Source organism: Pseudomonas sp. Van50 (assembly GCF_055390755.1).
In genome coordinates, this window is the sequence record NZ_AP024343.1 from 3706813 (window position 1) to 3732576 (window position 25764).

General features: G+C 62.4%; 6 protein-coding genes and 1 pseudogene. 3 read left to right on the plus strand and 4 right to left on the minus strand.

The window, feature by feature from the left end; translation table 11 throughout:
- Window positions 1-49 precede the first annotated feature (49 nt).
- From ACZ5M5_RS15685 to ACZ5M5_RS15700, 4 genes and pseudogenes are all read right to left on the minus strand, one after another.
- Window positions 50-1564, minus strand: a complete 1515-nt coding sequence (locus tag ACZ5M5_RS15685; RefSeq protein WP_464737575.1) for a serine hydrolase domain-containing protein — start codon at window positions 1562-1564, stop codon at window positions 50-52.
- A 5-nt stretch (window positions 1565-1569) separates the two neighbouring features.
- Complete coding sequence (locus tag ACZ5M5_RS15690) at window positions 1570-2106, minus strand: c-type cytochrome (protein WP_160320221.1); 537 nt, start codon at window positions 2104-2106, stop codon at window positions 1570-1572.
- Between the two features lie 37 nt (window positions 2107-2143).
- A complete protein-coding gene (locus tag ACZ5M5_RS15695; protein WP_464739393.1) occupies window positions 2144-9220 on the minus strand; it encodes an amino acid adenylation domain-containing protein in 7077 nt (2358 codons plus the stop codon).
- A 32-nt stretch (window positions 9221-9252) separates the two neighbouring features.
- Window positions 9253-12177: pseudogene (locus ACZ5M5_RS15700) on the minus strand (ketoreductase domain-containing protein); the annotation flags it as partial.
- 363 nt (window positions 12178-12540) lie between these two features.
- On the opposite strand from ACZ5M5_RS15700, the gene ACZ5M5_RS15705 reads away from it, so the two are divergent.
- The 3 genes from ACZ5M5_RS15705 (at window position 12541) to ACZ5M5_RS15715 (ending at window position 25760) form a co-directional block, all read left to right on the plus strand.
- Window positions 12541-12918 (plus strand): VOC family protein, encoded by a 378-nt coding sequence (locus tag ACZ5M5_RS15705; protein WP_060742312.1) that lies wholly within the window; start codon window positions 12541-12543, stop codon window positions 12916-12918.
- An 80-nt stretch (window positions 12919-12998) separates the two neighbouring features.
- The gene (locus ACZ5M5_RS15710; protein WP_464737576.1) at window positions 12999-19652 is read left to right on the plus strand and encodes a MupA/Atu3671 family FMN-dependent luciferase-like monooxygenase; all 6654 of its coding nucleotides are present in this window, start codon (window positions 12999-13001) and stop codon (window positions 19650-19652) included.
- Window positions 19653-19664: 12 nt separating this feature from the next.
- Complete coding sequence (locus ACZ5M5_RS15715) at window positions 19665-25760, plus strand: amino acid adenylation domain-containing protein (protein WP_464737577.1); 6096 nt, start codon at window positions 19665-19667, stop codon at window positions 25758-25760.
- Window positions 25761-25764 lie beyond the last annotated feature (4 nt).

Here is a 25764-nt window from a genome sequence, read left to right on the forward strand (position 1 = left end):
TCTCCAACAGGGAAAGGTTGTCGTAGCCGCCAAGGCCCCGTCAGGGCGCTCAGTTGATTGTTTGCATCAAGTCGTCCATCAGCCTGCGCATGACCCAGTTGCCATCGGACGCCGTCGTGCCAAGCCGCACCACGATCAGATCGCGATCAGGCACCACTACCAGGAACTGCCCTTGGAAGCCGCCCAGGTAAAATGTCCCTTTGGGCACGTGATCGCCCAACGAGTTGAGCCAGTAGCCGGAACCGATCTCCGTGCCAATAGGCAGATCCTGGGCGACAGTGGGACGCAAACTGTCCTGGAGCCACTGTGGAGGCAGGGACACGTCGGAGCGGTGCTTGCCGCGATGTTCATCCAACAGGAAAAGGCCGAGCCGCCCCCAGTCCCGGGGACTGGCGAGCATGAACGAAGACAGCATGTAGTTGCCGTTGGGCGCCGACTCCAGGATTGCGCTGGTCATCCCCAGCGGCTGGAAAAGTTGGCGGTACGGAAACACCAGCGGATCTTCGTCATGTGCGCGCAGGGCCTTGGCAAGTGTGGCGGACAGCAGCTCGTACGAGCCGCCCGAATAACGCCATGCCTGCCCGGGCAGTACCGTCTTCGGCTCGGCGAACGAGCGAGGCGCGCCCGAAGTGCCAAGCACTGCGGCCAAGGCATCCGCATTGGGCAGCGACTTACCCGCATCGGCATGAAGCATCGGCTTCGCGAGCGGCTTGAGCGCCGCGTAGGAAGCCGGGTCGGGCGCGGAGGTCAACATGACCATCAGATCGGACATCTCGCCCAGATACCCCTCCGCCCAGTCGAGGCCTGAAGTCATTCGCAACAGCTGATCGACCGAAATGCCCTTGCGTGCATCGTTCGGCTCTGTCCCCCACTCCGGTCGTAGATCGGTGCTCTGCGGCGTCAACCAGCCACGCTGTACCAATAGCCCTGTCATGAGGTTGGCGACACCCTTGACCATCGAATAGCCAGGCAACGGCGTGTCCGCCGTCACGCCCTCGGCATACTGCTCGCCAATGACCTTGCCATGATGGATCACCAGTACGGCGCGCGTGCTCTTGAGCAGGGCCGAATCATCCTCCATGAAGGCACGCTCCAAAATGTCCTTGAGTTGCGGGTGCGCCTCCACCGGCAATGCCGCCGGATGCGCCGCACTGGACTCGAGCACTTGGGGATAGGACTTCGGCGAGGTCGTGCGTTCGAGCAGCGGCGACGGCGTGTTATCCAGGGTACAACCTAACCCTTCACGGTATTGGCTCACTCGCTTTCCCGAGCGCATCAGGGTCGAAACCGTGTGGCGCTCGCGGTCGATTTCAACTGTAAAGGGGGGCATGGTCGCCAGGTCTTGCAAGCGGATCTGGTTTTCGTTCAGCCCCGAGACGAAGACGCCCGAACACATGATTTTCGAATAGGCCGAAGCCGCGACGAAGAAGGGATTGGGCCCGGCCGGCCTGGACGGGTCATCCGCCGCTACCGCCGATACAGAGACGCCGAACAGCACCGCCACCGTCCATCCGGCGTAGCGCTGGCCGACCTTCGAGACGCTCGAGAAAAATCTGGGAGTCATACGCTTCACTCTTTTCCTTTGTTTGACGCGGCCATGAAATCGAGCACCGCGGCCAGGTTTGCGGTCGTCAGCGCGGAGAGACTTTCGCGCATGCCGTCCGGCATGGGTCGGGTTCCAAAGACGAAATCGCGCAGCGCGTTGACGAGGTAGGTGCGGTTCTGTCCAATCAGCAGCGGACTCGCGTCGAGATGCTCGTGGCACGCCGCGCAATGCGTGCGGTATTGGCTCTCCCCTTCGGGCGCGGCCTCTGCAGGTTTATCGGTGGCCTGTTTCAGCGACGAAGGCCGGGCCGAAAGGTAATCCACGATCTCATCCAGCTCCGCAGGCGAGTACCCGGACGAGAGCCGCGGCATGACCTTCGCATCAGAACCGGGGTGGCGAAACATCTCCAGGCGATTGCGCAGAAATTCGCGCTTCTGCCCCACGATGGAGGGGATCGCCAGGTTATGACCCAGCGCCGTATCGTGACAGGCGGTGCAGTCCTTCGACAGGTATGCGCCGCTCTGGGCACGGGCACCCGACATGACAAGAAGCAGCAACACACCCACCGACCATCCGGCATGTCGACATCTTTGAAATCTAACCATTGGGCACGCCATCCTCGACTCTCTCTTGTAACATCGCTTCGATGCGTTGTTGCAGTGCGCGACGGTCAACCTTGCCGTTGTCGCTCAACGTAATGCCCAGGTTGCTGTGCCAATGGCGCGGCACCATGACCTCGGGTAAGCGTTCGGCACAATGCTGGCGGATCGACTCGATCGATACGCCGTCCTCGTGCTCCACCACCGCGTGCAGCGTCAAACCGCCACGGTCCTTGAGAGGCACCACCACGGCGCGTGCAACACCGGGATACGTCAGTACGGCATGCTCGACTTCCTTGCACTCGATACGGTGGCCGGCGATCTTGATCTGCGAGTCCATCCGCCCCAGTAATTCGATCACACCGTCGGCGCGATAGCGGGCCAGGTCACCGGTCCGGTAGCGGCGTTCACCGGTTCGCCCATCGATAAAAAAAGCCCGCTCGGTGAGCGCCGGGCGCTGCCAGTAACCGTCGCTCAGACTCGCACCGGAGATGGTCAGCTCGCCCGCCACGCCATCGGGGCAAGGCTCGTCGAACACATCCACGATGTCGCAACGCTGACCTCGCAATGGCCTGCCGTAGGGAATGCTGGTCCAGTCCTCCTGGACAGTCGTCACCGGGAACGAGACGGACCAGATGCCCGCCTCGGTGGCGCCACCCAGCGAGAGCAGCCGCGCTCCAGGCGCGAGTTCGCGTAACAGGCCAGGCAAATGCAGTGAGATCCAATCGCCGCTCAGCATTACCCAACGCAAATCGAGGGTGCCTATGCGATCCGTCTTGCCCTTGCCGTAGTCGGCAAGCATTTCAAACAGAGCGGGAGCCGTATTCCAGATCGTGACGCCGTGTCGGCGGCAAAGCGTCCACCAGGCCTGTGGATTCATCCGGTCGGAGGCGTCAGGCAGTACCAGCGCACCGCCCACCATCAACGGACCCAGCATGTCGAACACGGATAGATCGAAGCCTGGATCGGATAATCCAAATACACGACTGCCGGGATTCATGCGCAGGCGTGCGCAGACGTCGCGCAGTGTGTTGGCGACCGCACCGCGCCGCATCATTACCCCCTTGGGTGTGCCGCTGCTGCCTGAGGTGAACATCACGTAGGCAAGCAGCGCAGGATCCGAAGCCATGGACATGGACGGGAGCGGTGCCCGTGGATCTTCCTGCGTCGGCACCGACAGTGTCCGTACGAGGGACAGCCTCGAACTCCACCCGGCGACCTCCTCATCGGCAAACACATGGTCGATGCCATAGCTGTCGATCACGTCAATCACGCGCGCGCGGGGCCAGCGCAACGACAGCGGTACGTAGGCGACACCTGCCATCTGCGTGGCGAGCACTGCAACCACATAGCGCCAGCCCGGCTCAAGATGAATCGCCACGCTGGAGGCATGGGGTGCGTCAGTCTTCAGGTTCAGTGCCACGCGCCGGGCGCGGGTCCACAGCTCGCCGTACGAGAGCGTCCTGTCGGCCGCGATAACGGCGGGAGCATCGGGTGATGCGCCGCAGTGCATGTCGATGTCCGCGAGGTAATCCTGAATGGACACGTCGGTCTGCCCGTCAGCCTGCCGACGGGCCTGCTGCGCCCGTGGCAGCTGCACCCCGCAGCCCTCTCCGAGCCCTTCGGTACCCGCCTGCGCGATCAACGCCTCGACCAGCGCCCGGTATGCGGCGAACATGTCGTCGACCATGCCGGCCGGAAATCGCTCGTCTACAACGTCCCAATGCAGCCGCAGCTTTCCGGCTTCGCCGACAACCTGATTATCAAGCCACACGCCGGCTGTTCGGGTGACGCGGTAGCGCTCGACAGAGCCCTCGGGAAACATGGCCGAGCCATCATCCCCTTGGGCGATGTAAGTGAATACGTAGCGCATCGCATCCACAACCCGCAATTGCGATTGCGTAGCGCGCGCCATGTCGATGCCATCGAACGCGCGATGGTCCAACCCGTCCTGCAGCCGAGCATGCAACGCACGGGCGAATTCGATAAAGGAGCTGGGGCGCTCACCGTCAATCTCCATCCAGAGCACTGAGGTGAAATCCCCGACCACACCATTGACCTCTGGATGCACGAACGGGCGATCGAACAAGGTCAGTGTCAGCGAGAATGCCTTCTTCAGCGACCAGCGTTGCAGTACCGCAGCGAACACAGCCAACAGCAAACTGCTCGCTTGAAGACCCGCACGCAGGGCCAACGACTCCAGCGCCTGTTTCTGCAAAGGGTCGAGTACCATATCGAGTCGTCGCACCGCCAGGGAGCCAGGCAGACGCCCACGGACCGGTAAGTCCGGTGCGCCCGAGAAACAGCCCATGCGCTCGCTCCAATAATGCCGCGCCGCCTCTCGCGCGGCCGGGTTTTCATGGGCTCGCGTGTATTCGAGTACGTCGCGAAAGGAGATCGACAGAGGCGCTAGCTCGGTGGCCGGATTGGCGTAGAGCGTCCAGAGTTCACGAGCGATGATGCCCATGCTCCATGCATCCGCGTATAGCAGATCGAGCTTCACGGCGAGCATGGCCTCGCCGTCGGGCAGTCGGAACACCTGCAGCAGGAACGGCTCGTCGCGGTTGCCAAAAGGCGTGAAGGCATGCTGCTCGCGCCACCGCAGCAATACCGCTTCACGGGTCTGCGGCGCCAGTTCCGACAGGTCATGGCATTCAATGTGGTAGACACCTGCATCGCGCACCGACAGCAGGCCACTCGCATCGATGCGCGCGCGCAGCATGCCATGACGCTCGATCAGGCGATTCCATGCGGCCTCAAGCCGATGCGTTTCGAGTCGCGGGATCACCCATTCCTGATAGATATGGGTGCTTCCACCCTCCGGTCCCTCTCGGTGCCGTGCGACCCAATAAGCCTGCTGCAGCGCAGTCGGCAGGAAAGGCTGCGATTGCATCCCGGGATCGGATTCGATCTTCCCGTTCTCGATCGGCGCAATGCCACGCCGAGCCTCGATCAATCGGGCCTGTGCGCGCAATTGGCCGGTTGCCTGCAACTGCGCGATGCTCAGGCGGCAACCGAACGCTCTTTCGATGGTGCCTGCCAGTTGGAGCACCAGCAGCGAGTGCCCGCCCAGTTCATCGAAGTGGCTGTCAGCATGGACGCTCGCGTTCGGCAACAGCTCACGCCACAGCCCGGCCAACCGGTTCTCGATGTCGCCCTGGAGTTCGACGCGCGCTATGTCCGACAGCAAGATACCGGTGCCGGCGAGTGCAAGACGATCGATCTTGCCCGCCAGAGTCAGCGGCATACGCTCGACCAGCCACAGCCGGGCGGGCCGCTCTTCGGGCAGCAACTGCAAGCGCAACGCAGGCCATAGCTGCTTTGAATCGGCCTCGGCGCGGCACTGCACGAAGGCTGACAACCCGTCGGCGCTGTCGACCAGAGCCGCGCGCAACACAGGCGCCAGGCGCTCCAGGCGCGTTTCGAGATCGTCAAGATCAATACGCACCCCCCGTACTTTGATCTGTCGATCCGAGCGCCCCACGATTTCGAGCCCGCAACGTCCGTGTCGCGCGACATCACCGGTCCGGAACAGACGGGTATCGTTGGCGTCCAGCGGCCATGGGTTCGGCACAAAACGAATGGCGGTCAGCCCCGGCTGGTGCAAGTAGCCATGAGCCAGGGCCGGGCCACTGACGTAAAGCTCCCCCATACACCCGGGACGCACAGGCTGCAGGTTCTCGTCGAGCAGATGCAGACCCACGTTGCACAGCGCCTCCCCTGCTGGAACGACTGAAGGTTCGTCCGGGCGCGCCTGCCAATCACCGAGTTCGAAGACACTGACGTCGGCCGACACCTCCGAAGAGCCGTAGACGTTCAACCACCGGACGGCAGGCAACAGCGCACGTGCACGTTCCATCAACGCAACTTTCAACGGTTCCCCGCTGAGCGACACCTGCCGTAGTGCGAGCGCGTCACGCCCCGGGTCCGCCTTGATCCGAGCAAGGATAGGCTCCAGCAAAGTGGGGACGACAACGAGGTGAGTCACATGCCAACGCCACAACAGCTGGGCGATCCGTGCCGGGTCGCGGCTCTCGGCATCATCGGCGATCACCAGTGTCGCCCCCGCACACAAGGGGCCGAAGTTCTCCCAGAACACATCGACAAAGCTCGCAGGCGTACGCGACAGCAAGACATCGCCCGGGTGGAGCGGATGATTGCGCAATTGCCAGGCCAGACGGTTCGCCAGCCCCTTGCACGTATTGAGCACCCCTTTGGGCGTCCCCATGCTGCCTGAAGTGAAAATCAGGTAAGCAGGTAGATTGGCCGATGGTGTCCAGGGTCCGATCGGCAGGTCATCGGGCCAGGTCGCAGTTTCGACGTTGGTGATTACCGGCCCGCGCCAATCGGACAGGCGTTCTTCGCTGATCGCCGTGTCCGTGATGACAAATCGTGGTCGCCCCTGCCGTAGCATCATCTGGACTCGACCTTCAGGCAGGTACGGATCAATCGGGAGGATCGTCGCGCAGGCTTTCAACACCCCGAGCATCGCCACGACCCAGCGGAACGAGCGCGGCAGCAAAACCGCCACCGTCATACCGGGCTTGCAGCCTTTGCGCTGTAATTCCAGAGCGACGCACTCCACCGCCCTCGAAAGCTCGCGGTAAGAAAACGCCTGCTGCGCCTCGCGCACAGCGATGCGATCCGCGTGGGCTTGCCATGCCTCCTGGAACAGCTCGCCCAATTCAGGAATGGTTTCGGTGCAACGCAGCGCGCCGTCATTGCTCGATGGCGCGCCAATCGACATCACATCCGCGCTGGTATCGCGCGCGAAAGCCTCTAGCACGCTGTCGAACAGTGCGGCGACCGCCTGCGCATCGGCTTCATCGACGCGCACGCTGTCGAAAGCGATATACAACTGGTAAACACCCGCACCGGAGCAGTCAACCCACAACTTGAACGGATAGTGGGTTTTTTCTTCGCCCGCATACCTCTTCAAACGCAAGGATTTACCGAGGCTTCCTCGTTCCGCTATCTCATGTAGCTTGCGAAACTGGGTGTAGTTGAAGCAGTTGTCGAACAAGGGCACGGACCAGTCACGCTGGATCTCGCTCAGCGGCAGATGCCGATGGACAATGGTTTGTGCTTCCGCCTGGGCGACCCCTGAAAGGTAGTGACGCACCGACATGGCGGTGAGTACCTGCCGGAACGGCAACATGTTCAGGTGCAACCCCAGAACTTCGCTCCCGCCGTCGGTTTCGAGGCGGGTGTGCGTTTCGAGGCCAGTCGTCACCTCGTTCGTACCACACCAGAGCGAAAGCGCTCGCAGATAGCTGGCCAGCAGCACCACTTTCGGCGTGGTGGCACAGCTATTGGCAAGGGCATCGACATGCCGTGCAGCCCCGAATGGCATCTCACGAATCGTGATCTCGGGCCCGCGGCACGCCGCACCGGCTATCCCGCGCGTGAGCGTCGAAGGCACGCAACCCTGCAGACGCTCCCGCCAAAAACCATGCTCTTGACCCGCGGCTATGACCTTACGCTCATGGCGCACATGGTCATGAAACGACAACGAAGGGGCTGGCAGCGACGACGGCACCTGCCCGTCCAGCAGCCCTCCGTAACCGATAAGCAGTTCTGCAAGCAGCGAAGTGGCGCTCCAGCCATCCAGCAAGGCATCGTCGAGCAGTAATACCAAATGCAGCACGTCAGCGTCGGGCAGCGCGAACAGATACGCGGCCCGGCCTACAGGGCAACTGGATTTCAGGTCGACTTCCTCTGCCCACTGACGCACGCTGCGGCCAGACAGATCACCTATGGCCATGGGGGCTTCGACATGGGCATGGACGATCTGCAGCGGCTCGCGAAATTGCGTCAATTCAACCCGTGACCGCAGTACCGGATGCCGTTGCACGCAGTTCGACCAAGCCTGCCTCAACAACGTCTCATCGAGTGGTCCCTCGACATCCACCCAAAGCAGGTCGCGATAAATGGACTGCTCTGCGTACCGTGAGCGGTAGTAAACGATGCCTTTTTGCAGCTCGGACAATGGGAAAGCATCGACTACATCTTCGGCAATGCGGATGCGATCATCGTCATGCAATAAAGAGAACGGTTCTGCGCGTGACACGGCTTCGCTGTGGGCCGCGTTCCAATCCACCTTCTGCGCAAGCTCCGCCAGGGTCTTTGTCTCGTAGAGCAAATCCAGGGAAAGTTGAATCCCCTCCTTGCGAGCATTTTCAATCAATAGCAGGCCACTCAGCGAGTCGCCCCCCAATGAAAAGTAGTTGTCCTGTGCCGCGACTTGATCGTAGCCAAGGTTGGTCGCGACCAGTCGACACAGCAACGCTTCACGTGCGTCGGTGTCCTGCAAGGCCGGCTTGGCCTCGTTAGTCGGTTGTGTGGCGATGCTGCGATAGCGGCAGGCCAGCGCCTCGCTGAAGCGCTCGAGTTCGGGCAAGCTTGTCGATGTGAGCATCACGGCATCGAGCGCGCAATGGTCCAGCAGACGTTCGAGCTGATCGAGCGCCGTCGCCACGGGCAGGCCGCGGGACAACGCCTCGTCCGTTACGGCGCGCGCCCGCAGAAGATGGGCATCGAGCGGGGTAAACGTGACACCCGACATCAACAGCAACACTGCATTGTGCTCATCCGTGATACAGACATCCGCTACCCGCAGCGATGCCGAGGTCTCTCGCACGCACACATAACTGAAGCGGGCCGCCGCGAGCGAGACACTCGCCTGCACACGCTCGAAGGCCACGGGCACCGCGAATGCTCCGGCCTCCATTTGTATCGGCAACAGCGCCACATCCATCACGGCGGGATGCCAGGGCCATTCTCCAAAATCCTGCGCCAGCTGGTCTGTTTGCAGGACCACACGATAGACATTGCCGCAGCGGCTGACGTCTTCGAGGCAACGCCAACGCTCCCCCACCTGCAACCGAGCGGGCACCGAGAACGTACAGGGCTGGGCCTGGGTCGCACAAAACGCCCGAACAAAAGAAGGACAAGTCATTGCCATGACGACATCGAGCGCGCCACCGGGTGTCGCTGTACTGAGCACCACGCCGCTTGAATCGCGGATTTGGACGTCGGTCCCCGCGCAGACGTGCTCTGGCACGCATAGGTGCATGTCCGCCCCCTCGCGCACCAAAGCCGGATTCAGCAACCTGACGTCAACCAGCACACGGGGCAAACCGGCGGCGTCGGCTATTCGCAGGAGCAAGGAGATGTGTGCGGTGCCAGGCAATAGCGCTACACCGTCGACACGGTGCTCGCTCAACAACCAGGAGTGGGCTGGCAGCGTGATGAAGGTGGTGGACTCGTGCCCATCGATGGACGACACCGATGAGTGCACCGCGTCAATCGAGCGCCGTGCCATGCCGGTGTCCAGCCAGGTATCCCAGGCAATCGAGAGCGTGCGCCAGGGCAATGTGCCGGATTGTGCCAGCGCATCCAGATAGGCATTCGCCGAACAATATTCGGCCTGTCCGGGGCCGCCAACCCAGCCGTTGATCGAGCTGAAGAACACCACGAAGTCCAGGGGCACCTCGCTGAACACCCGGAACAACGCCTGTGCGCCGGTGACCTTGGCGGCGCATCGCCGCTGAGCCATTTCGATGTCCTTCGTGCGCAGGCCACCGGCGCCGGCGACACCGGCGCAATGGAAAACCCCTGAATGTCCTGGAGAGAAATACCTGTATTTTGCGCGATGGATTTAAGCTGGGTGTCGCTTGCCACGTCGGCCTGAACATAGAGGATCGACGTGAATCTCGCCTGAAAGTCGCCCCAGTCCTCCACCGACTCGATTGGACGACGTCCGCACACGATCACGCGCGCGCCGTAATGGGTGCTCAACCACGCGGCAAGCGCCCGCCCAACCCCGCCCGCACCGCCCGTGACCAGATAGGTACCGCCTGTGCGAAGCACCGGTGCGCTCGCGGAGTGCGCAGGCGGTTGGACGATCGAGGAAACGTGCGGCACGAAAATCCGTTCGCCACGCAACGCATAGGCGGCAAACGATCCGGCCATCGGGTCGCCAACTGACTCGGTGGCGATCAACGTGAGCAACGTCGACCATGCATCCACGTCGCGTTGCCGCACGCCTGCGCGGACGTCATACACCCGACAGCCCAAGCCTGTCACTTCCTGCGCAAGCACGCGCGCAGGCCCCCAAATAGCCAGATGGGCTGGCGACGGTGCCACACCGCCAGCGTCAAACAACCCGGCCGTGACCCAGTGAACCCCGACTGGCGGCCAACTCCCGTTGCGCGCACGTGCAATCCCACCGCCGAAACCGAGCGCACAGGCAAGCGTTACGTCGAATGCCGCGGGCATGCCCTCCAGGGCACCCAGGTAGATAATCGTCGAAGGAGGCTGATGCACACGACGCCTCCAGGCGCGATCCCACTGTGCATTGTCTGTAAAGTCAAAGCGGTCGAATACCGGGTGTGCCAGCGTGCCCGTGATTTTCGCCCCGGCATGCAACCAGAGCTCGACTTGGCCGTGAGTACTGAGGCGGCGCAGCAGTTCTGCGGGAGGCGCCACTTCGGCGACCAGGAGAATGCTGCCGAGCGTGCCCTCCGAAGGGTGGCGTCGCTGAGCCTCGGCGCTCCATTGCAGATGGTTGATACGTACGCCTGAGTCGTCTTCGCGCGGCGTTCGCCCTGACGATCGGTATTCGAGGTGCGCTCGCTGAAACGGGTGGCCTGCCGCCCCCCAACCCGTTTCCAGAGGATTCCCGCCATGCTCGTGCTTGCGCGCTTCGAGCCGAGGGGTTTGCTGGACAACCACGTGCGCGTTGGTGCCACCGATACCGAACGAGCTGACGCCCGCATACCGGAGTCGCTCGCAGTCAGCCCAAGACATCGGCCGGTGACAAATGGAAAATCTCGAGCCAGGTCGCGTCGCCGTTTGCGCAGTGGCATGCAAGGTCGCTGGCCACTGGCGATGAAACAAGCTGAGCGCCACCTTGATCAGGCCCGCGATGCCCGCCGCATTGTCGGCATGCCCAAGGTTACCTTTGACAGCCCCCAACAGGCAGGTTGAGGTCCTGGAACCGGGCGTTTCGAACGCTTGCTCCAGGGCCTGCAGCTCGATGCTGTCGCCGACGGTCGTCCCAGTGCCATGTGCCTCTACATAATCGACCGTCTCTCCCGTCATGCCGGCGACGGCATGGGCCATGCGGATCACGTCGACCTGTCCACGCATGCCTGGAGCCGTGAAACCGACCTTGTCGGCTCCATCGTTGTTGATGGCGGAACCACGTATTACCGCATAGATTCGATCACCTGCACGCTGCGCATCCTCGTACCGGCGCAGCAAGACCACCCCGACACCGTCGGTGAAGACCGTACCCGTCGCATCGGGACTGAAAGGCCGGCAAACGCCATCCTGGGCCTCAACGCTTTCAGCATGGTGACGATAGCCGTGGCCCAGCGGGAAGTGCACGCTTGCGCCGCCGGCCAGCGCCATTTCGCAATCACCGTCGAGAATGGCCTGGCAGGCAAGGTGAACGGCCACCAACGAGGTGGAACACGCCGTTTGCACGGTAACGGCCGGCCCGGTCAAACCGAGTTTGTACGCGACCCTGGAGGTCAGCGTGTCCTTATCGTTCGCCAGGCCGGCGCGCCAGCGGTCCGGACCTTGCCATGACTTGGAGTCGGCGTGCACATGGGTTAGCAGATAGGTGTTGAAACCAGACCCGGCGTAGACGCCGATGCGCTCATCCGCCGAACGCTGGCCAATCGCATCCTCGCGTGCGTGCCAACAAGCCTCGAGAAAGACGCGGTGCTGCGGATCGATCAGGGCAGCCTCTTGGGGTGCGTAACCGAAGAAGCCGGCATCGAAACCCAAGGCATCTTCAAGGCTGCCATTCGCTTTCACATAGGCGTGATCGAGCAATGTGTCGGATGGCACGCCGGCCGCCAGCAAGGCTTCGTCCGATAGCATGCGCACACCGCAGCGTTGCTCGAGCAGCATCTGCCAGAACGCTTGAAGGCCGGCGGCACCAGAAAAACGACAAGCCATGCCAACAATTGCGATGGCACCCTTATCGTCAAGTGAATCGTCGTCCCTGGCACTCACCATTCCCCACCCTTCTGAAATCCTTTCCCTGGCAGTTCAGCGCAACATTGCCCCCGCACAAGCGGGACGGCATGCTGTCATTTCAATACGACATTATCCTATTCCAAATGATAACGATAATGGTAATTGCATGACGACTCCGTCTTAAAGATACTCCGATCCACCTCTTGTACGGAAGGACGTGATGATCCATGCTTTGCCCTGTGACACACACGCAAGCTTGGGTCTGATCTGAGCAACGAGCGGCACGCCAATGCGAATTCTTGGATCAAATGGAATGGTTCAACTGAAGACTGATAGTCGGTCAAGCACTTCTTCGAGCGCTTCCCGACTCAGCTTATCTTCTCTTCGTTCAAGGAAAATACCATGACAGCCAGAATGTCTCGGTTGATTATCTATGTGCGGGATGTCGCGCTGCTCAAGGCTTTTTACCAGCAGCACTTCGGGCTTTCCATCATCACCGAGGAAATCGAGAACGAGTGGGTCGTCTTCGATGCGGGCGGCGTGGAGCTGGCGCTGCACCTCGTCGGCCCCGCCTTTCGCACGCCGCCCTCGCAAGACCATTGCGGGCCCAATACGAAGATCGTCTTCACAGTCCCTGCCAATCTGGAAAAACATCGGGAGACGCTTGCCGCCGCCGGTGTTGCCGTGCAGGCGCTCAAGCGCTATGACGGATTCGCCTATTCGATGTACGACGGCGCCGACCCCGAGGGCAACATCTTTCAAGTCATGCAGCTCGACTGAATGAACGTACTGGCGGCAGACAGAAGCTGCACGCTCCAGGTCGTCAGCGACCGCCTCAGCTAGGTATGGCGATACCGGACATGCACACCGAAGCGCTGGATGCGCGCACCGTGGAAACATTACCCCTGACCCTGGGGCAACGCCGGCTTTGGGGGCTGACGCAACGGTATCCGCTTGATCCCGCCTATCACCATCTCAGTGCGTTACGGCTATCGGGCCCACTCGACGAGACAGCGCTTGCGGTCTGCCTGCGGCAGGCCATGGCTCGGCACGACAGTCTGCGCATGCGTTTCCCCTGCGTAGACGGCAAGCCGGTCGCACGCATAGAACCCAACGCCGAGCTGGCATGGCAGCGGCATGACCTGAGCGCGCTGGGCGTCCGCGCGCGGCAGTTCGCCGTGACACGGTGCGCTCGGCAGGAAGCGCGCCGTCCTTTCGATCTTGAGCATGGCCCACTGATGCGAGCCAGCCTGCTCACGCTGGAACCGGGAAACGCCATCCTGCTGCTGGTTTTCCACCACATGGTGATGGACGGTTGGTCGTTGGGCATCCTGATTACAGAGATCGCGGCCGCCTATGTCGCATACACTTCGGGCGAAACCGGATCGCCACAGGCTACGCCAGCAGCACCACCCTATCGCATCGGCGACTATGTCGCTGACGCATTGGATGCGACGAGACAGCCCGCCTATCTGGCATCGCTGGCCTATTGGAAGAAGCATCTGGACGGGCTACGGTGGACACGTCTTCCGTCCAACGGCGAGGCGTACCGTCTTCGGCCGCAGTCGCGGCGCGGACGCACGCTCAAGCACCGCTTCGACGGCATCATGGCCTCGCTCGATGCCTCGGCCCGCGCACTGCGCGTCACGCGCTACCAACTGATGCTCGCCGCATTCCTGCGATTTCTTGCGTGCCGCAGCGGCGACAACGACATCGCCATTGCCACCCTGCTCGCCAACCGCAACGAACGACAGCGGCAACGCCTTGTCGGCTATCTCGCCAATACCGTGATCGTGCGCCACCGCTGCGCAGCGGATGAAACGGTAGCCGACTTCGTCACAAGCGTCGTGGCGACTTTGCGCGACCTGATGCGCCACGGCGAGGTGTCGCTCTACAGCATCGCCCACGAAGCGCCGCAAACGGTCAGTGAGTCGCCGTCAATATTGTTCGCACTGCAGAACAATCCGCTGCCACCCTTGCAACTTGGCGAAGTGGAAATGGCCATGCTGGATGTGGACACTGGCATCGCTAAATTCGATCTCAGCGTCTATCTCGCCGAAGATTCCGACGGCATCGACCTCTGGATCGAGTACGACAGCGGACTCTACAACGAGGCGGCCATCGAATCGTTCGCCGAGGGCCTGGGCAGTATGCTCATACAGCTATGCCAAGCACTTGACGACCCGACCACCCCCATCGGCCAACTGATGCCCGACAACGTGCCTCTGGCCGTGCTCGAAGGACCGCGTCCGAGTGCGGGCGACTGCGCATCGCCACTGGATGCATTGCTTGATCAGGCCACACTAAGGCCCGATGACCTGGCGCTGGACACTGGCAACGGGACGACGCTCACGTTCTCGCAGATGCTTGGCGGCATCCGAGCGATCGCGATCGGTCTCGATCGCCTGGGCGCCCGCCCAGGTGATCGGGTCGTCATCCTGGGCGACCGCAACCAGGCGACACTGTGCGCAATCTGGGCTTGCCTCGCGCGCGGCCTGACGTACGTGCCACTGGCGCCAGACCTCCCTCCCGCCAAGCTGAGATTCATTCTCGACGACGCGGCGGCCCATTGGCGGCTTGCCGATGACACGGCCCGAAATCTTCCAGGCGAATGGCAAGATCTCTCGCTCTGGCTGGCCGACGCCTACTCATTGCCACCGTATGACTCGGCTCCACTGCCTCTTGACGCCGGCCTGCCGGCCTACCTGCTTTATACCTCCGGCTCAACGGGAAACCCCAAGGGCGTACTCGTGACACGTGGTAATCTGGAGGCCTTCTGCAGCGCGATGGACCAGCTCGTGCCACGCACGTCCTGCGATGTGTGGCTTGCGGTTTCCAGCCTTTCCTTCGATATCTCGATCCTGGAACTGCTGTGGTCCATGAGCCGCGGCTTCCTGGTCAGGATCGGATCGCTCGCCGAGCTGTGCAATGCTCCACCGCACTCCATACCCGACGGAACAGGTCCATTGCCCGCACTGGGCCTGTTCTATTTTGGCTCGACCGACGACTACACGCCGTCCGATCATCTGGCGCTGCTACAGCAGACCGCACAGTGGGGCGACCGCAACGGCTTCGACACCCTGTGGACACCGGAACGACACTTCACCGCATTTGGAGGCTTCTTCTCCAACCCCGCGCTGACAGCCACCCACCTTGCCGCCCTGACGCAGCGTATCGCGATCCGTGCGGGCAGCGTGATAGGGCCGCTGCAGCATACTGTCCGACTGGCCGAGGACTGGGCCGCGGTTTCCCGTTTTTCAGGCGGTCGCGCGGGCCTCTCGCTCGCATCCGGGTGGAACCCGGCCGACTTCGTTCTCGCCCACCGCCCTATTTCGCAACGCGCAGACACGCGCTTTGAACAATTGCACGATTTACGCAGGTTATGGAAAAGCCAATCGGTCCCGTTCCATGATCCCGAGGGCCGCTACTTCGAAGCCCGCATTGCGCTAGCACCACTGGCCGACATCCCGCTGTCGATGACGGTATCGAACCGCCCCGATCAGTTCGAGGCGGCGGCCGAACAAGGCCTGGATGTCCTTACACACCTGCTGGAGCAGGACATTGAGCAACTGGCCCGCAATATCGAATGCTATCGGCGGGCATGGCACGCGTTCCACGGCGATGACGGGCCACCAGGTCGGGTCGTACTGATGCTGCACACGTATGTTGGCGTGAACGACGCCGAGGCTGTCGCGGTGGCGCAACCGCTGCTTGCACGCTACCTCGCCGGCGCACGTGATGCGCTGCGCAGTCTGGCTCCCTACCTGGAGGTGCACGCACAAGACCCACTGATCGAGACCGCCACACGGCGACTCATCGCCGACCGGAGTCTGGTCTGCGGCCCATGCACGGCCATGCAGCGATTGCAGCGTCTGCATCGCCTTGGCGTGGACGAGGTGGCCTGCCTGATCGATTTCGGACTACCCCTCGACGTCGTCAACACCGGCCTGGAGCAACTCGCGGCGGCGCGCAACGCGAACCACCATCCGCCTACAGACCTTGCGCCAAGCCCGCCAGCAACGCATCTGCAATGCACACCGTCAGCCGCCCGGCTGCTGCTTCAACGTGGCGGGCGGTTGCCGCCCGCTCTTGAGCGGCTGGCCTTCTGGGCAGTCGGCGGCGAAGCGTTGGACGATGGTCTGTTACGGCAAATGCGCATGGCTTGCAATGCCCCATTGGCAAACCTCTATGGCCCCACCGAAGCAACAATCTGGGCCACCTGTGCCAGCATTGCCGCGCGGCGCAGCGGCCCGGTGAGCATCGGCACGCCTTTGGCTGGCGTCCAGGTCTACGTACTGGATGACAGGCTCTGCCCGGTACCCCATGGTGTCGAAGGTCAGGTGTACATTGCCGGCGTCGGCATCGCACAGAGCTATTGGCGCAAGCCGGTACAGACCGCGACGTCCTTTGTCCCCGATCCTTTCGGACCGGTAGGCGGCAGGCTCTACGCCACCGGCGACCGTGCCCGCATCGATGCCGCCGGCCAACTGGTGTTCATGGGACGTCAAGACACGCAATTCAAGATCAACGGGCACCGAGTCGAACTGTCGGCGATGCGCGATGCGCTCGTACGGCATACGGCGATCACCGATGCGTACGTACTCGCATGCAGACTGGACGGGACGCAAGCGGCGCCGACCATCGCCGCCTTCGTGGTACCCCGCGGCGAAGTCGACGACACGCTCGACCAGAGGTTACTGGCCCACCTGGCAGACCAATGGGAGGTCGGCACCCTGCCCCGCGACATCATCTGCATTCCCGAAATCCCGTTGACGTCGAGCCAGAAAGTGGATGCCCTGCGACTCGAAGCGCTCCTGCGTGAAGTGCGGGCCCAGGAGATGTCTTCTCGGCACCCTGTATTAGCCAGTGCGGCTGAACGCGCAGGCTTCGAAACGCTGCTCGGCCTGTGGCACGAGGCTCTACCCCGGTTCGATGGCCATGGGAACTTCCATGACGCCGGCGGTAATTCGCTGATCGCCTTGCAACTGTTGGGACGGGCCAATGCGCACTTCGGCGTCGAAATCACGCTGCGCGATTTTTATAGTGCGCCCACGCTCGCTGGCCACTACCGCGCGCTGCATGCAGCCAAGGCCGGTCCACAGGGAACGGCGTTGGTGCGCGTTCCTCGCGAGAAGGAATATCCGGTCTCATCCGCACAGCGGGCGATGCTGATCCTGCATGACCGTGGCGAAACACAGGCCTACCACGATCACATCGTATTGACTATCCAAGGCCCCCTCTCGGCCCACGCCTTGAAACAGGCCTTCGAAGCACTCTTGCAGCGCCACCGCATTTTCACTACGGCATACCGCTTCGAGCAAGGCGACTACCTGCAGCGTTGGCGTGAGGACATCGCAGCGGATTTCCGTACCGCAGTGATAAATGACGAACCGATGGAGCCCTTGCTGCGAGCCTTCGCCGACGAAGCCTTTGACCTCGAAAGCGGTCGGGTCATCCGCGCATTGCTGCTGCGTACGCAAGCCAATGCACACAGTTTCTGTCTTGTCTTGCACCATATCGTCAGCGATGGCACGACCTTGCGTCTGGTGCTGGGCGAATTGCTGCGGGACTACAGACGTATCCAGGCGGGAGAAAAGATCCAACCGACTGAGGCGAAGTGGCAATACGTGGACTTCTCCGACTGGCAGTCCCGACATCTGGCTGCACGCCGTGAGGTCCTGGCCGCCTTCTGGCACGAACAGGCGATCCACTGCCGCGCCGCATCTGACGACGATGTCCCTGCCAAAACGTTGCCGCGGAACGCGCCGCCGGCGGGTCATATGCGCATCTCCATTGCGGGCGCGCCAGCCCAGGTGGTCGACCTCCTGACCGCACGCCACCGTGTCGGCGAGCTGAGTGTATTGATCGCCGCGTTGTGCCTGGCGATGGAGGACCCCACCACCCACCGGCCGGTGACCATCGCCACTGACGCGCGCAACCGTGAGCGCCCCGAATTCGAGCAGGTCGCCGGGATGATGGTGAATCAATTGATACTGCCGATTCGCCTGCCTGACAGGGGTGACGTCGATGACATGATTCAAGCCTGCCAGCGCCAATTGACCGATGCGTTCAGCCATCAGGCATATCCCTACGAATGGTTCGTGGCGGCGTGGCGCAAGTCGAGGCAGACCCATCTGCCGCCACACTTCGATGTGAAATTCGTTCTCAACGATAAGCGCGCGCCCTTCGAAGATGAATCCATGCTTGTCATCCATGAGCAGGTGCTCCCACCCAGCGTGGCCAAATTTGACATCCTGATCAATCTGCAGCGCGATGCAGACAGCTACTCAGGCAGCCTGGCATTCAATACAGCTCGCCATTCAGAGCAAGCCATGCAGCGGCTTTGGGATGATTTCGTCACGGTACTCGCGCGGCTTGCACGAATGGATGATATCCAAGAGGAACGGCTGGCACTGGTCGCGAGGCGAGCCGAACGCTTGGAACCGAGGAATGACGCGATGGGCATCGCACCGGCGGTACGGGCGCCATCGCCAGCACAAGCGAGCGCGCTGCTCGCGCAGCTGCAGAATGCGCGCCGCAAGCCGGCCGGGGCGTCGAGTGCAGCGCTGCATTTCATTGCGCCCGATGCGCACTGCCCGGTACCGCGTATCGAGCCACTTCGGCGCAACGTCTCGCTCGCCACGGCAGCGATCCAAGCACGCACGGAGTTGACTGCGCAGCTGCGGCGTTACGGCGCGGTGTTGGCCAAGGGTTTTGCAGGGCTTTGCGCACAAGAACTGGGCCGTCTGGCGACGGGGCTGTGCGGCGAACTTGTCAGCTACACGGAACGCTCCACGCCGCGTACGAGGCTCAGCGAAAATCTCTACAGCGCAACCGAGCACCCGGGACACCAGCGCATCGACCTGCACAACGAGAATTCCTACGCCCACCAATGGCCGGGCACGCTGTTCTTCTGGTGTGTATCCCCCGCGCCATCGGGCGGAGAAAATCTGCTCGCGGATTCCCGTGCAGTACTGGCCCGGTTGCCGCACACACTACGGGAAAGATTCGAAAAGCACGGCGTACTTTACCAGCGTGAACTCGGTCCGCCGTTGGGCATGCCATGGCAGTACGTGTTCCAGTGCGAGCAACGCGAAGAAGTCGATGCCATCTGCCGTGACGCAGGTTACCGGGTCAACTGGCATTCGGAAGCGAACCTGAGCCTGTCGCGCGTCGCCGACGCCGTCAGCAAGCACCCCGTCACGGGCGAGGCCTCTTGGTTCAACCATGCGCTGTTCTTCCACGAAACCAGCCTGGACAACGCGGTGCGCCGTTCAATCCGAGACTTGTACGGCGATGGCTACCTGCCAAACCGCTCTTTTTTCGGCGACGGCTCACCGATTGGAAATGACGAACTCACGCAGCTACGCGCCGCTTACGCACAATGCGAACGCCAGCTGCTGCTCGAAAAGGACGATGTCCTGATCGTCGACAACCTACTGATGGCGCACGGACGTTGCGCCTACGAGGGGACTCGCGATGTCAGGCTGATGATGGGGCAAACGATCCGCTAGCACGGAGCTTCAATGAACAATGTGATCGCCAATGATGTTAAGAGCGTTCTCGAAGACGTATCGCAGGGTTATCCGCTGTCGCCGCAACAACAAGCGACCTGGACGCGAGAACGGCAACCGCAACGCTACGTTGCCAGCCTGCAGCTGTGCGGAAAGTTGAACCGTGAGCGCTTGCTCGAGGCGTTCAACCACGTGGCGCAGCGATATGAAATTCTGCGCACGGTACTGCCTGTACCGGCAGAGGGAGCCGAGCCGGTACAACAGGTTTGCGCGCACGAGCCGCTTTCAGCCTTGCCGGAACACCTGCCGACGCTCGCGCAGCAGCCCTTCTGTATCGCCATGCGCGACACGGATGGCGGCTGCGTGCTCGAACTGGGCGTCAGCGCCTGGAGCGTGGATCATTGGTCGATGACGAGCGTGCTCGACCGGCTCTCTGACAGTTATCTGAACGTGGCCCTGCCAGATTCAAGCCTCGTGCTCCAATACGCGGATTTGTCCGAGGGCTACCGTGGGCTGCTGTCTGACTCACAAGGCAGCCGCTACTGGGCTGGCAGAGGGATTGGCGCCCCCGACGAAGCGCCACCGGCCACCCCCAGGGAAACCGAGCAAAGCGCCACACTGCACTGCGCCTCGGCAGCGAACGACACCTGGCTGTTCGCACGCTGGGTGTTGTTCCTGTCCCGTTGGACGCGCCATGGACGTGTCGTGACAGACTACCTGGCACCCGGCGCTCGCTTTACCCAGGAAGCCGATCTGATCGGCCCCATCGGCCGCATGCTTAGACTGGCGTTCAATGTCGATTGGACCATCGACTCCGAGAAGGCAACCGCCGCCATAGCCGAACAGACCGAGATGGATTTGTCATACACAGATCATTTCGATGGATCCACCGAGCACGCGAAAGGCGCCCCCCGCTTCCTGTTCGTGCCGACCTGCACACTCCCCCACGTTTTCGCCGGCATGACCGTGGAAAAAGCCGTGCTTGCCCCGCCCCCATCAGCCGCCACGCTACAGCTTGAGGTGACCGCCCCCGGTAGGCTTCGCCTGACCGGGCGAGGCCTGCCCCCTGCACAATTCGAAGCCGTGATAAGCGATCTGAACCAGCTCTTTCGGTTTCCCGACCCTCAGGCGAACACCCACTTCGGCGCACGCCAGTGGAGTGCACTCACCCACGCCCCGTTGACCGGTGGCGCTGATATCGGCGCAGCGGTGGGCCGATGGGCATCTCAATACCCACAGCGGCCGGCACTGATTGGCCAGGATGCAACGTTATCGTATGCCGAGCTGGAGCACTCCATCCGCGCAGCCGCTGCTTCACTGCGTGCCCGCGGTGTCAGCCCAGGGCACACGGTGGCGCTGCAAACCCCGCGGGGGCCAGCCTGGATCATATGGTGGCTCGCCGTCTGGCGGGTGGGTGGTACGTTGCTGCCCCTCACGGCCGAGTCTCCTCCCGAACGCACGGCCGACTGGTGCCGACGTGCGGGCGTTTACCTGCTTGTCTCAACCATCCAGAAACCCGAAGTGGCCGCAGACCTGCCCCCCGTGCTGGTGCCGCCCCCACAACCAGCCCTGGCTTCGGACGACGATACCGGCAGCGCGTACGTCCCGCATCCGTCCGAGCCCGCCTACATCCTTTTCACTTCGGGCTCGACTGGAGCACCCAAGGCTTCGGCCATCAGCCACGGCGCACTGGCTGCCTATCTCGGCTGGGCAAGTCCACGCTACGCCAGCGACAAACGAGGCGGCACCCTGGTGCATTCAGAACTCGGCTTCGACTTCACCCAGACCTGCCTCTGGCTGCCACTGCTCGCAGGAGAAACGATCCGCTTCGCACCGGAGCCCCTATCGCTGGACAAGCTGTACAGCATGCTGCTGACCGAGCCCACCTTGTCGTTCATCAAGCTGACGCCAGCCCACCTGCAAGGCATCGCAGCGCTGGAGTCACTGGTGCCACGGCCACTGCGCTGGCCTGACCATGTAGTCGTCGGGGGCGCGGCGCTGTCCGGCGGCATGTTGCCCGGTTCGCTGTGCCGCTCGCCGTCAATCGTGCACAACGAATACGGACCGACGGAAGCGACGGTCGGTTGCTGCGTACACAGCGAACCTGCAGACGTGCTCTCACAGGGGCCTGTATCCATTGGCTCGGCAACACCGCAAACTGCGCTATTCGCTCTCGATGCACACTTGCGGCAGGTTGCGCCTGGCGAAGACGGCGAGCTTTATATCGCCGGCGCGCAACTGGCCATGGGCTACGTGGGCAACCCGCGCGAGACGGCCCAACGCTTCCTGCCCCATCCCCACGCGGATCACCCCGGAGAGCGAATCTATCGGACCGGGGACAGAGTACGGCGCACCGATCGTTCCCATTATGTATTCCTTGGCCGACTCGACGACATGATCAAGCGCAACGGCGTGCGCATTGAGCCCGGTCATATCAGCGCACAGATGCTGCGACATCCTGCCGTCTCTGGTTGCCACACTTTCGCCCAGCAGGGCCCAGGCCAGCTACAGCCGGCCATCATCTGTGCGGTCACCCTCAGCGCTGCGGTCGAGACGCGCTCGCTGCACGCCTGGCTGGCGACCCAATTACCGGCGCTCATGCTTCCCAACCGAATCATAACGATCGAAAAATTGCCGTGCACGCCACAGGGCAAGGTCGATGAACGGCAGTTGCTGGCCGGTCTCTGCCAAGAGAACAGCGCCGACAACGAACGCCTCGCCGAAGGGCTCGAGTCGAAACTGGGTGCCATCTGGAGCAAAGTCCTCGGCGTGCCGGACCTGGCTCCATCGAGCCATTTCTTCGCCGAGGGTGGCGACTCGATCCGTGCCATCACTGTTGCCGTGGAGGCGCGCAAGCAAGGGGTGATGCTCTCGGTGGAACACCTGTTCGAGCATCCGGTGTTGCGGGATCTTGCCGTGGCGGCGGCCGTCCTGGAGGTGTCGCACGTGCCGCCGCTCCCAGCCGCGGTACCGCACCACGATGCGCTGCCTCCCGGCATCGAAGATACGTTCCCGATCTCTTACCTGCAGATGGGCATGATCTTCCAGAATGAGCTGGACGGTCGCTACCACGACATCTTCAGCTACCGGCTCGGCATGCAACTGGACGAACACTGCCTGCTGGAGGCCGCGCGGCGTCTCGTCGCGCGACATCCGGGCCTGCGCACCAGCTTCGACATTGCCCGCGACGGCAGCGCCGTGCAACACGTCTGGTCACAGGGCCCGGATGTACTCCACTGCGAGGACCTGTCGACACGTTCGCCAGACGAGCAGCAGCGCACAATTGCACAATGGATAGACCTGGAGCGTGAACGCGGCTTCGACGTGCGTAAACTACCATTGCTGCGCCTGCAGGTGCATCGACTGGATGACCAGACGATCCAATTCACCGTCAGTTTCCATCACGCGATCATGGATGGCTGGAGTGACCAACAGATCCATGCGGAGCTTTTCGCCGACTATCGTGCCCTGGTCGAGAAACGACAGGACACCATCGAGCCTCCGCCCGGACGGTACCGCGACTTCATCGCAGCCGAACTGGCCGCCCTGCACTCCCAACAGACGCGCGCTTTCTGGCGCGACTACCTGTCCGGCGCCAGCCCCACGCGGTTGGCACCGGTGGCTGTCGCAAGGTTGGAGACAGGAACAGGGGATTCCCACTGGAACCATTCGGTGACCTTGCCGGAGCGACTCTGCACACAACTGCAGGCCGCGGCGCGCCAATCCAGCGAGCCCCTGGCCGTACTGCTGAACGGTGCCCACCTGGTGGCACTGCGCCTGCTTACAGGCCATCGGGAGATCCTCTCCTGCAGCGTCGCCAACGTGCGTTTGGACGAGGAAGCCGCAGAGCGCACAGTCGGTCTCTACATCAACACCCTGCCGGTGCGCGCCACCATCGGCAACGAGACCTGGCGCACACTGGTCTGCCGTATCGGCCAGCAACAGCGCGAGGCCTTCGGCTTCCGACGGCTGCCGTTCTCCGAGATCCAACGGGAAGCGGGTGTGGAACGGCTGTCCGAGTCGCTGTTCTATTTCACCAACTTCCACAACCGTATCCCGGCCACCTCCACGCTCGTGCAGCACGACCGATTCGCCCACGAAGTCACGAGCTTCCCATTGACTGCAAGCTTTAACATTGAGCCAACAACCGGCTTGATTTCCTACAACCTTGCCTTCGACGCACGTCGTTTCAGCGAGGCGCGCGCGGACCAGGCTGCGCAGTGCTACCAAGCGGCCCTGGACGCGCTCGCCAACGACATCGACGCGCCGCTACCCTCCCTGCACAAACTGCCGCAGTTGCGAAGCTCGGTGCTAATCGCCCGTGAGACGACTCCCGCAAGCCAGGCGGCAAACGTGCTGGAGCTTTTCGACGAGCAAGTCCGACTTGGCCCCAACGCAACAGCCGTACGCGACAAGGACGGCATTCTCAGCTACCGAGAGCTGGGTCTGCGGTCCATGGCACTGGCATCGGCATTTTCGGCGAGGGGAATGGGGCCTGGCAGTGTGGTGGGGATCATGCTGCCACGTACCGCTGACCTGCCCTTGGCGATACTTGGCGTGCTGCGGGCAGGCGCCTGCTTTGTCGTGCTGGATGCAGACGATCCACCGGCCCGCTTCGCCCACGTGCTCGCAGACACGGCACTTGTCGTTTGCAGCGAAGCCAGTGCCCACCTGATCCCCTCACAAGCCTGGGTAAGCCTGCGCACACTTGAAGAGCAGGCCCCATCGTCACCTGGGCCTTTGGGCATAAGGATTGATCCGGCGCTTCCCGCCTACCGCATGTACACATCCGGATCAACGGGTACGCCCAAGTGTGTCGAGATTAGCCATGCCAGCTATGCAAACGTACTCAGGCATTTCCGAGACCTGCTACGCACCAGGCCAGGTGACAGAGTCATGCTCACGTCCGCGCTCAGCTTCGACATCAGCCTGCTCGAACTTGGCCTTCCCCTCGCGAGCGGTGCGATGCTGCACGTGCTGACCCGTGAACAAGCGCTGGACCCCAACGCTTACCAGATGGCGGAGCACACCACGGGCAATACCGTCATTCAAGCAACACCGTCACTTTGGTCCGCACTTCGCCTGCGAGGATGGCCGCGCACACCACGGAGCCAAGTGCTGGTGGGTGGAGAGGCGCTGCCCGCTCATCTCGGCAACTGGCTATGCGAGGTAGCAGACGAGGCATGGAACGTCTATGGCCCCACTGAAACCACCATCTGGTCGACGGCGGCACGCCTGGAACCGGACAAGCACACCATTGGCACGCCAATCGCGGCGACGCGCTGCTACCTGCTGGATGACCAGTTGGACCCCGTACCACAAGGGAGCGTTGGCCTACTTTACATTGGTGGCGCTGGCGTAAGCCTGGGCTATGCAGGCGCACCAGCCATGACGGCGTTGACCTTCCTGCCCGATGAGGCCGGTGCGCGCATGTACTGTACCGGAGATAACGCCTTGCTCGATGAAACGGGCGCGCTGATCTTTCTCGGGCGCAACGATCGTCAAATCAAGATCGCCGGACACCGGCTGGAGTTGGAGGAAGTGGAGGCGCGGCTATTGGCCCATCCGGACATCGCCGAAGCCGTCGTGGTCCAGCATCCGGCACTCGACGAGCGGCTGGTGGCTTATCTCGTGAGCCACGGCGGCGAGGACAACATCCCGGATCTCGAGCTGCGGAACTGGTTGTCCGCACATCTGCCGCCCTATGCGCTACCGCGCGCCTACCTATGGTTGAAGGAGCTGCCGCGCACCCTCAACGGCAAACTCGACCGCCGTGCGCTGCCTGCGCCGTCCCAGGGGCGACCGACCCTGAGCGCGCGTTATGCCGCGCCTGAAAACCCGCTCGAGCAGGTGCTGCAACGTATCTGGTGCAAGGTCCTGAAGGTCGATCAAATCGGCGTGGACGACAGTTTCATTGAACTGGGCGGCTATTCGCTGACGTCCATCCGCATCATTGCGCAAGTCCGCGAGTTGTTCGATGTACAAATCGGTGCATCGGCACTCTTCAAAACACCGACCATCCGCCAACTCGCGCAACAGTTACAGGACGACGCTCCAGCGTCAGCACAGCTCGAGGCCAAGGCCGAGATTCTTCTTTCCATTCTCTGAGTCT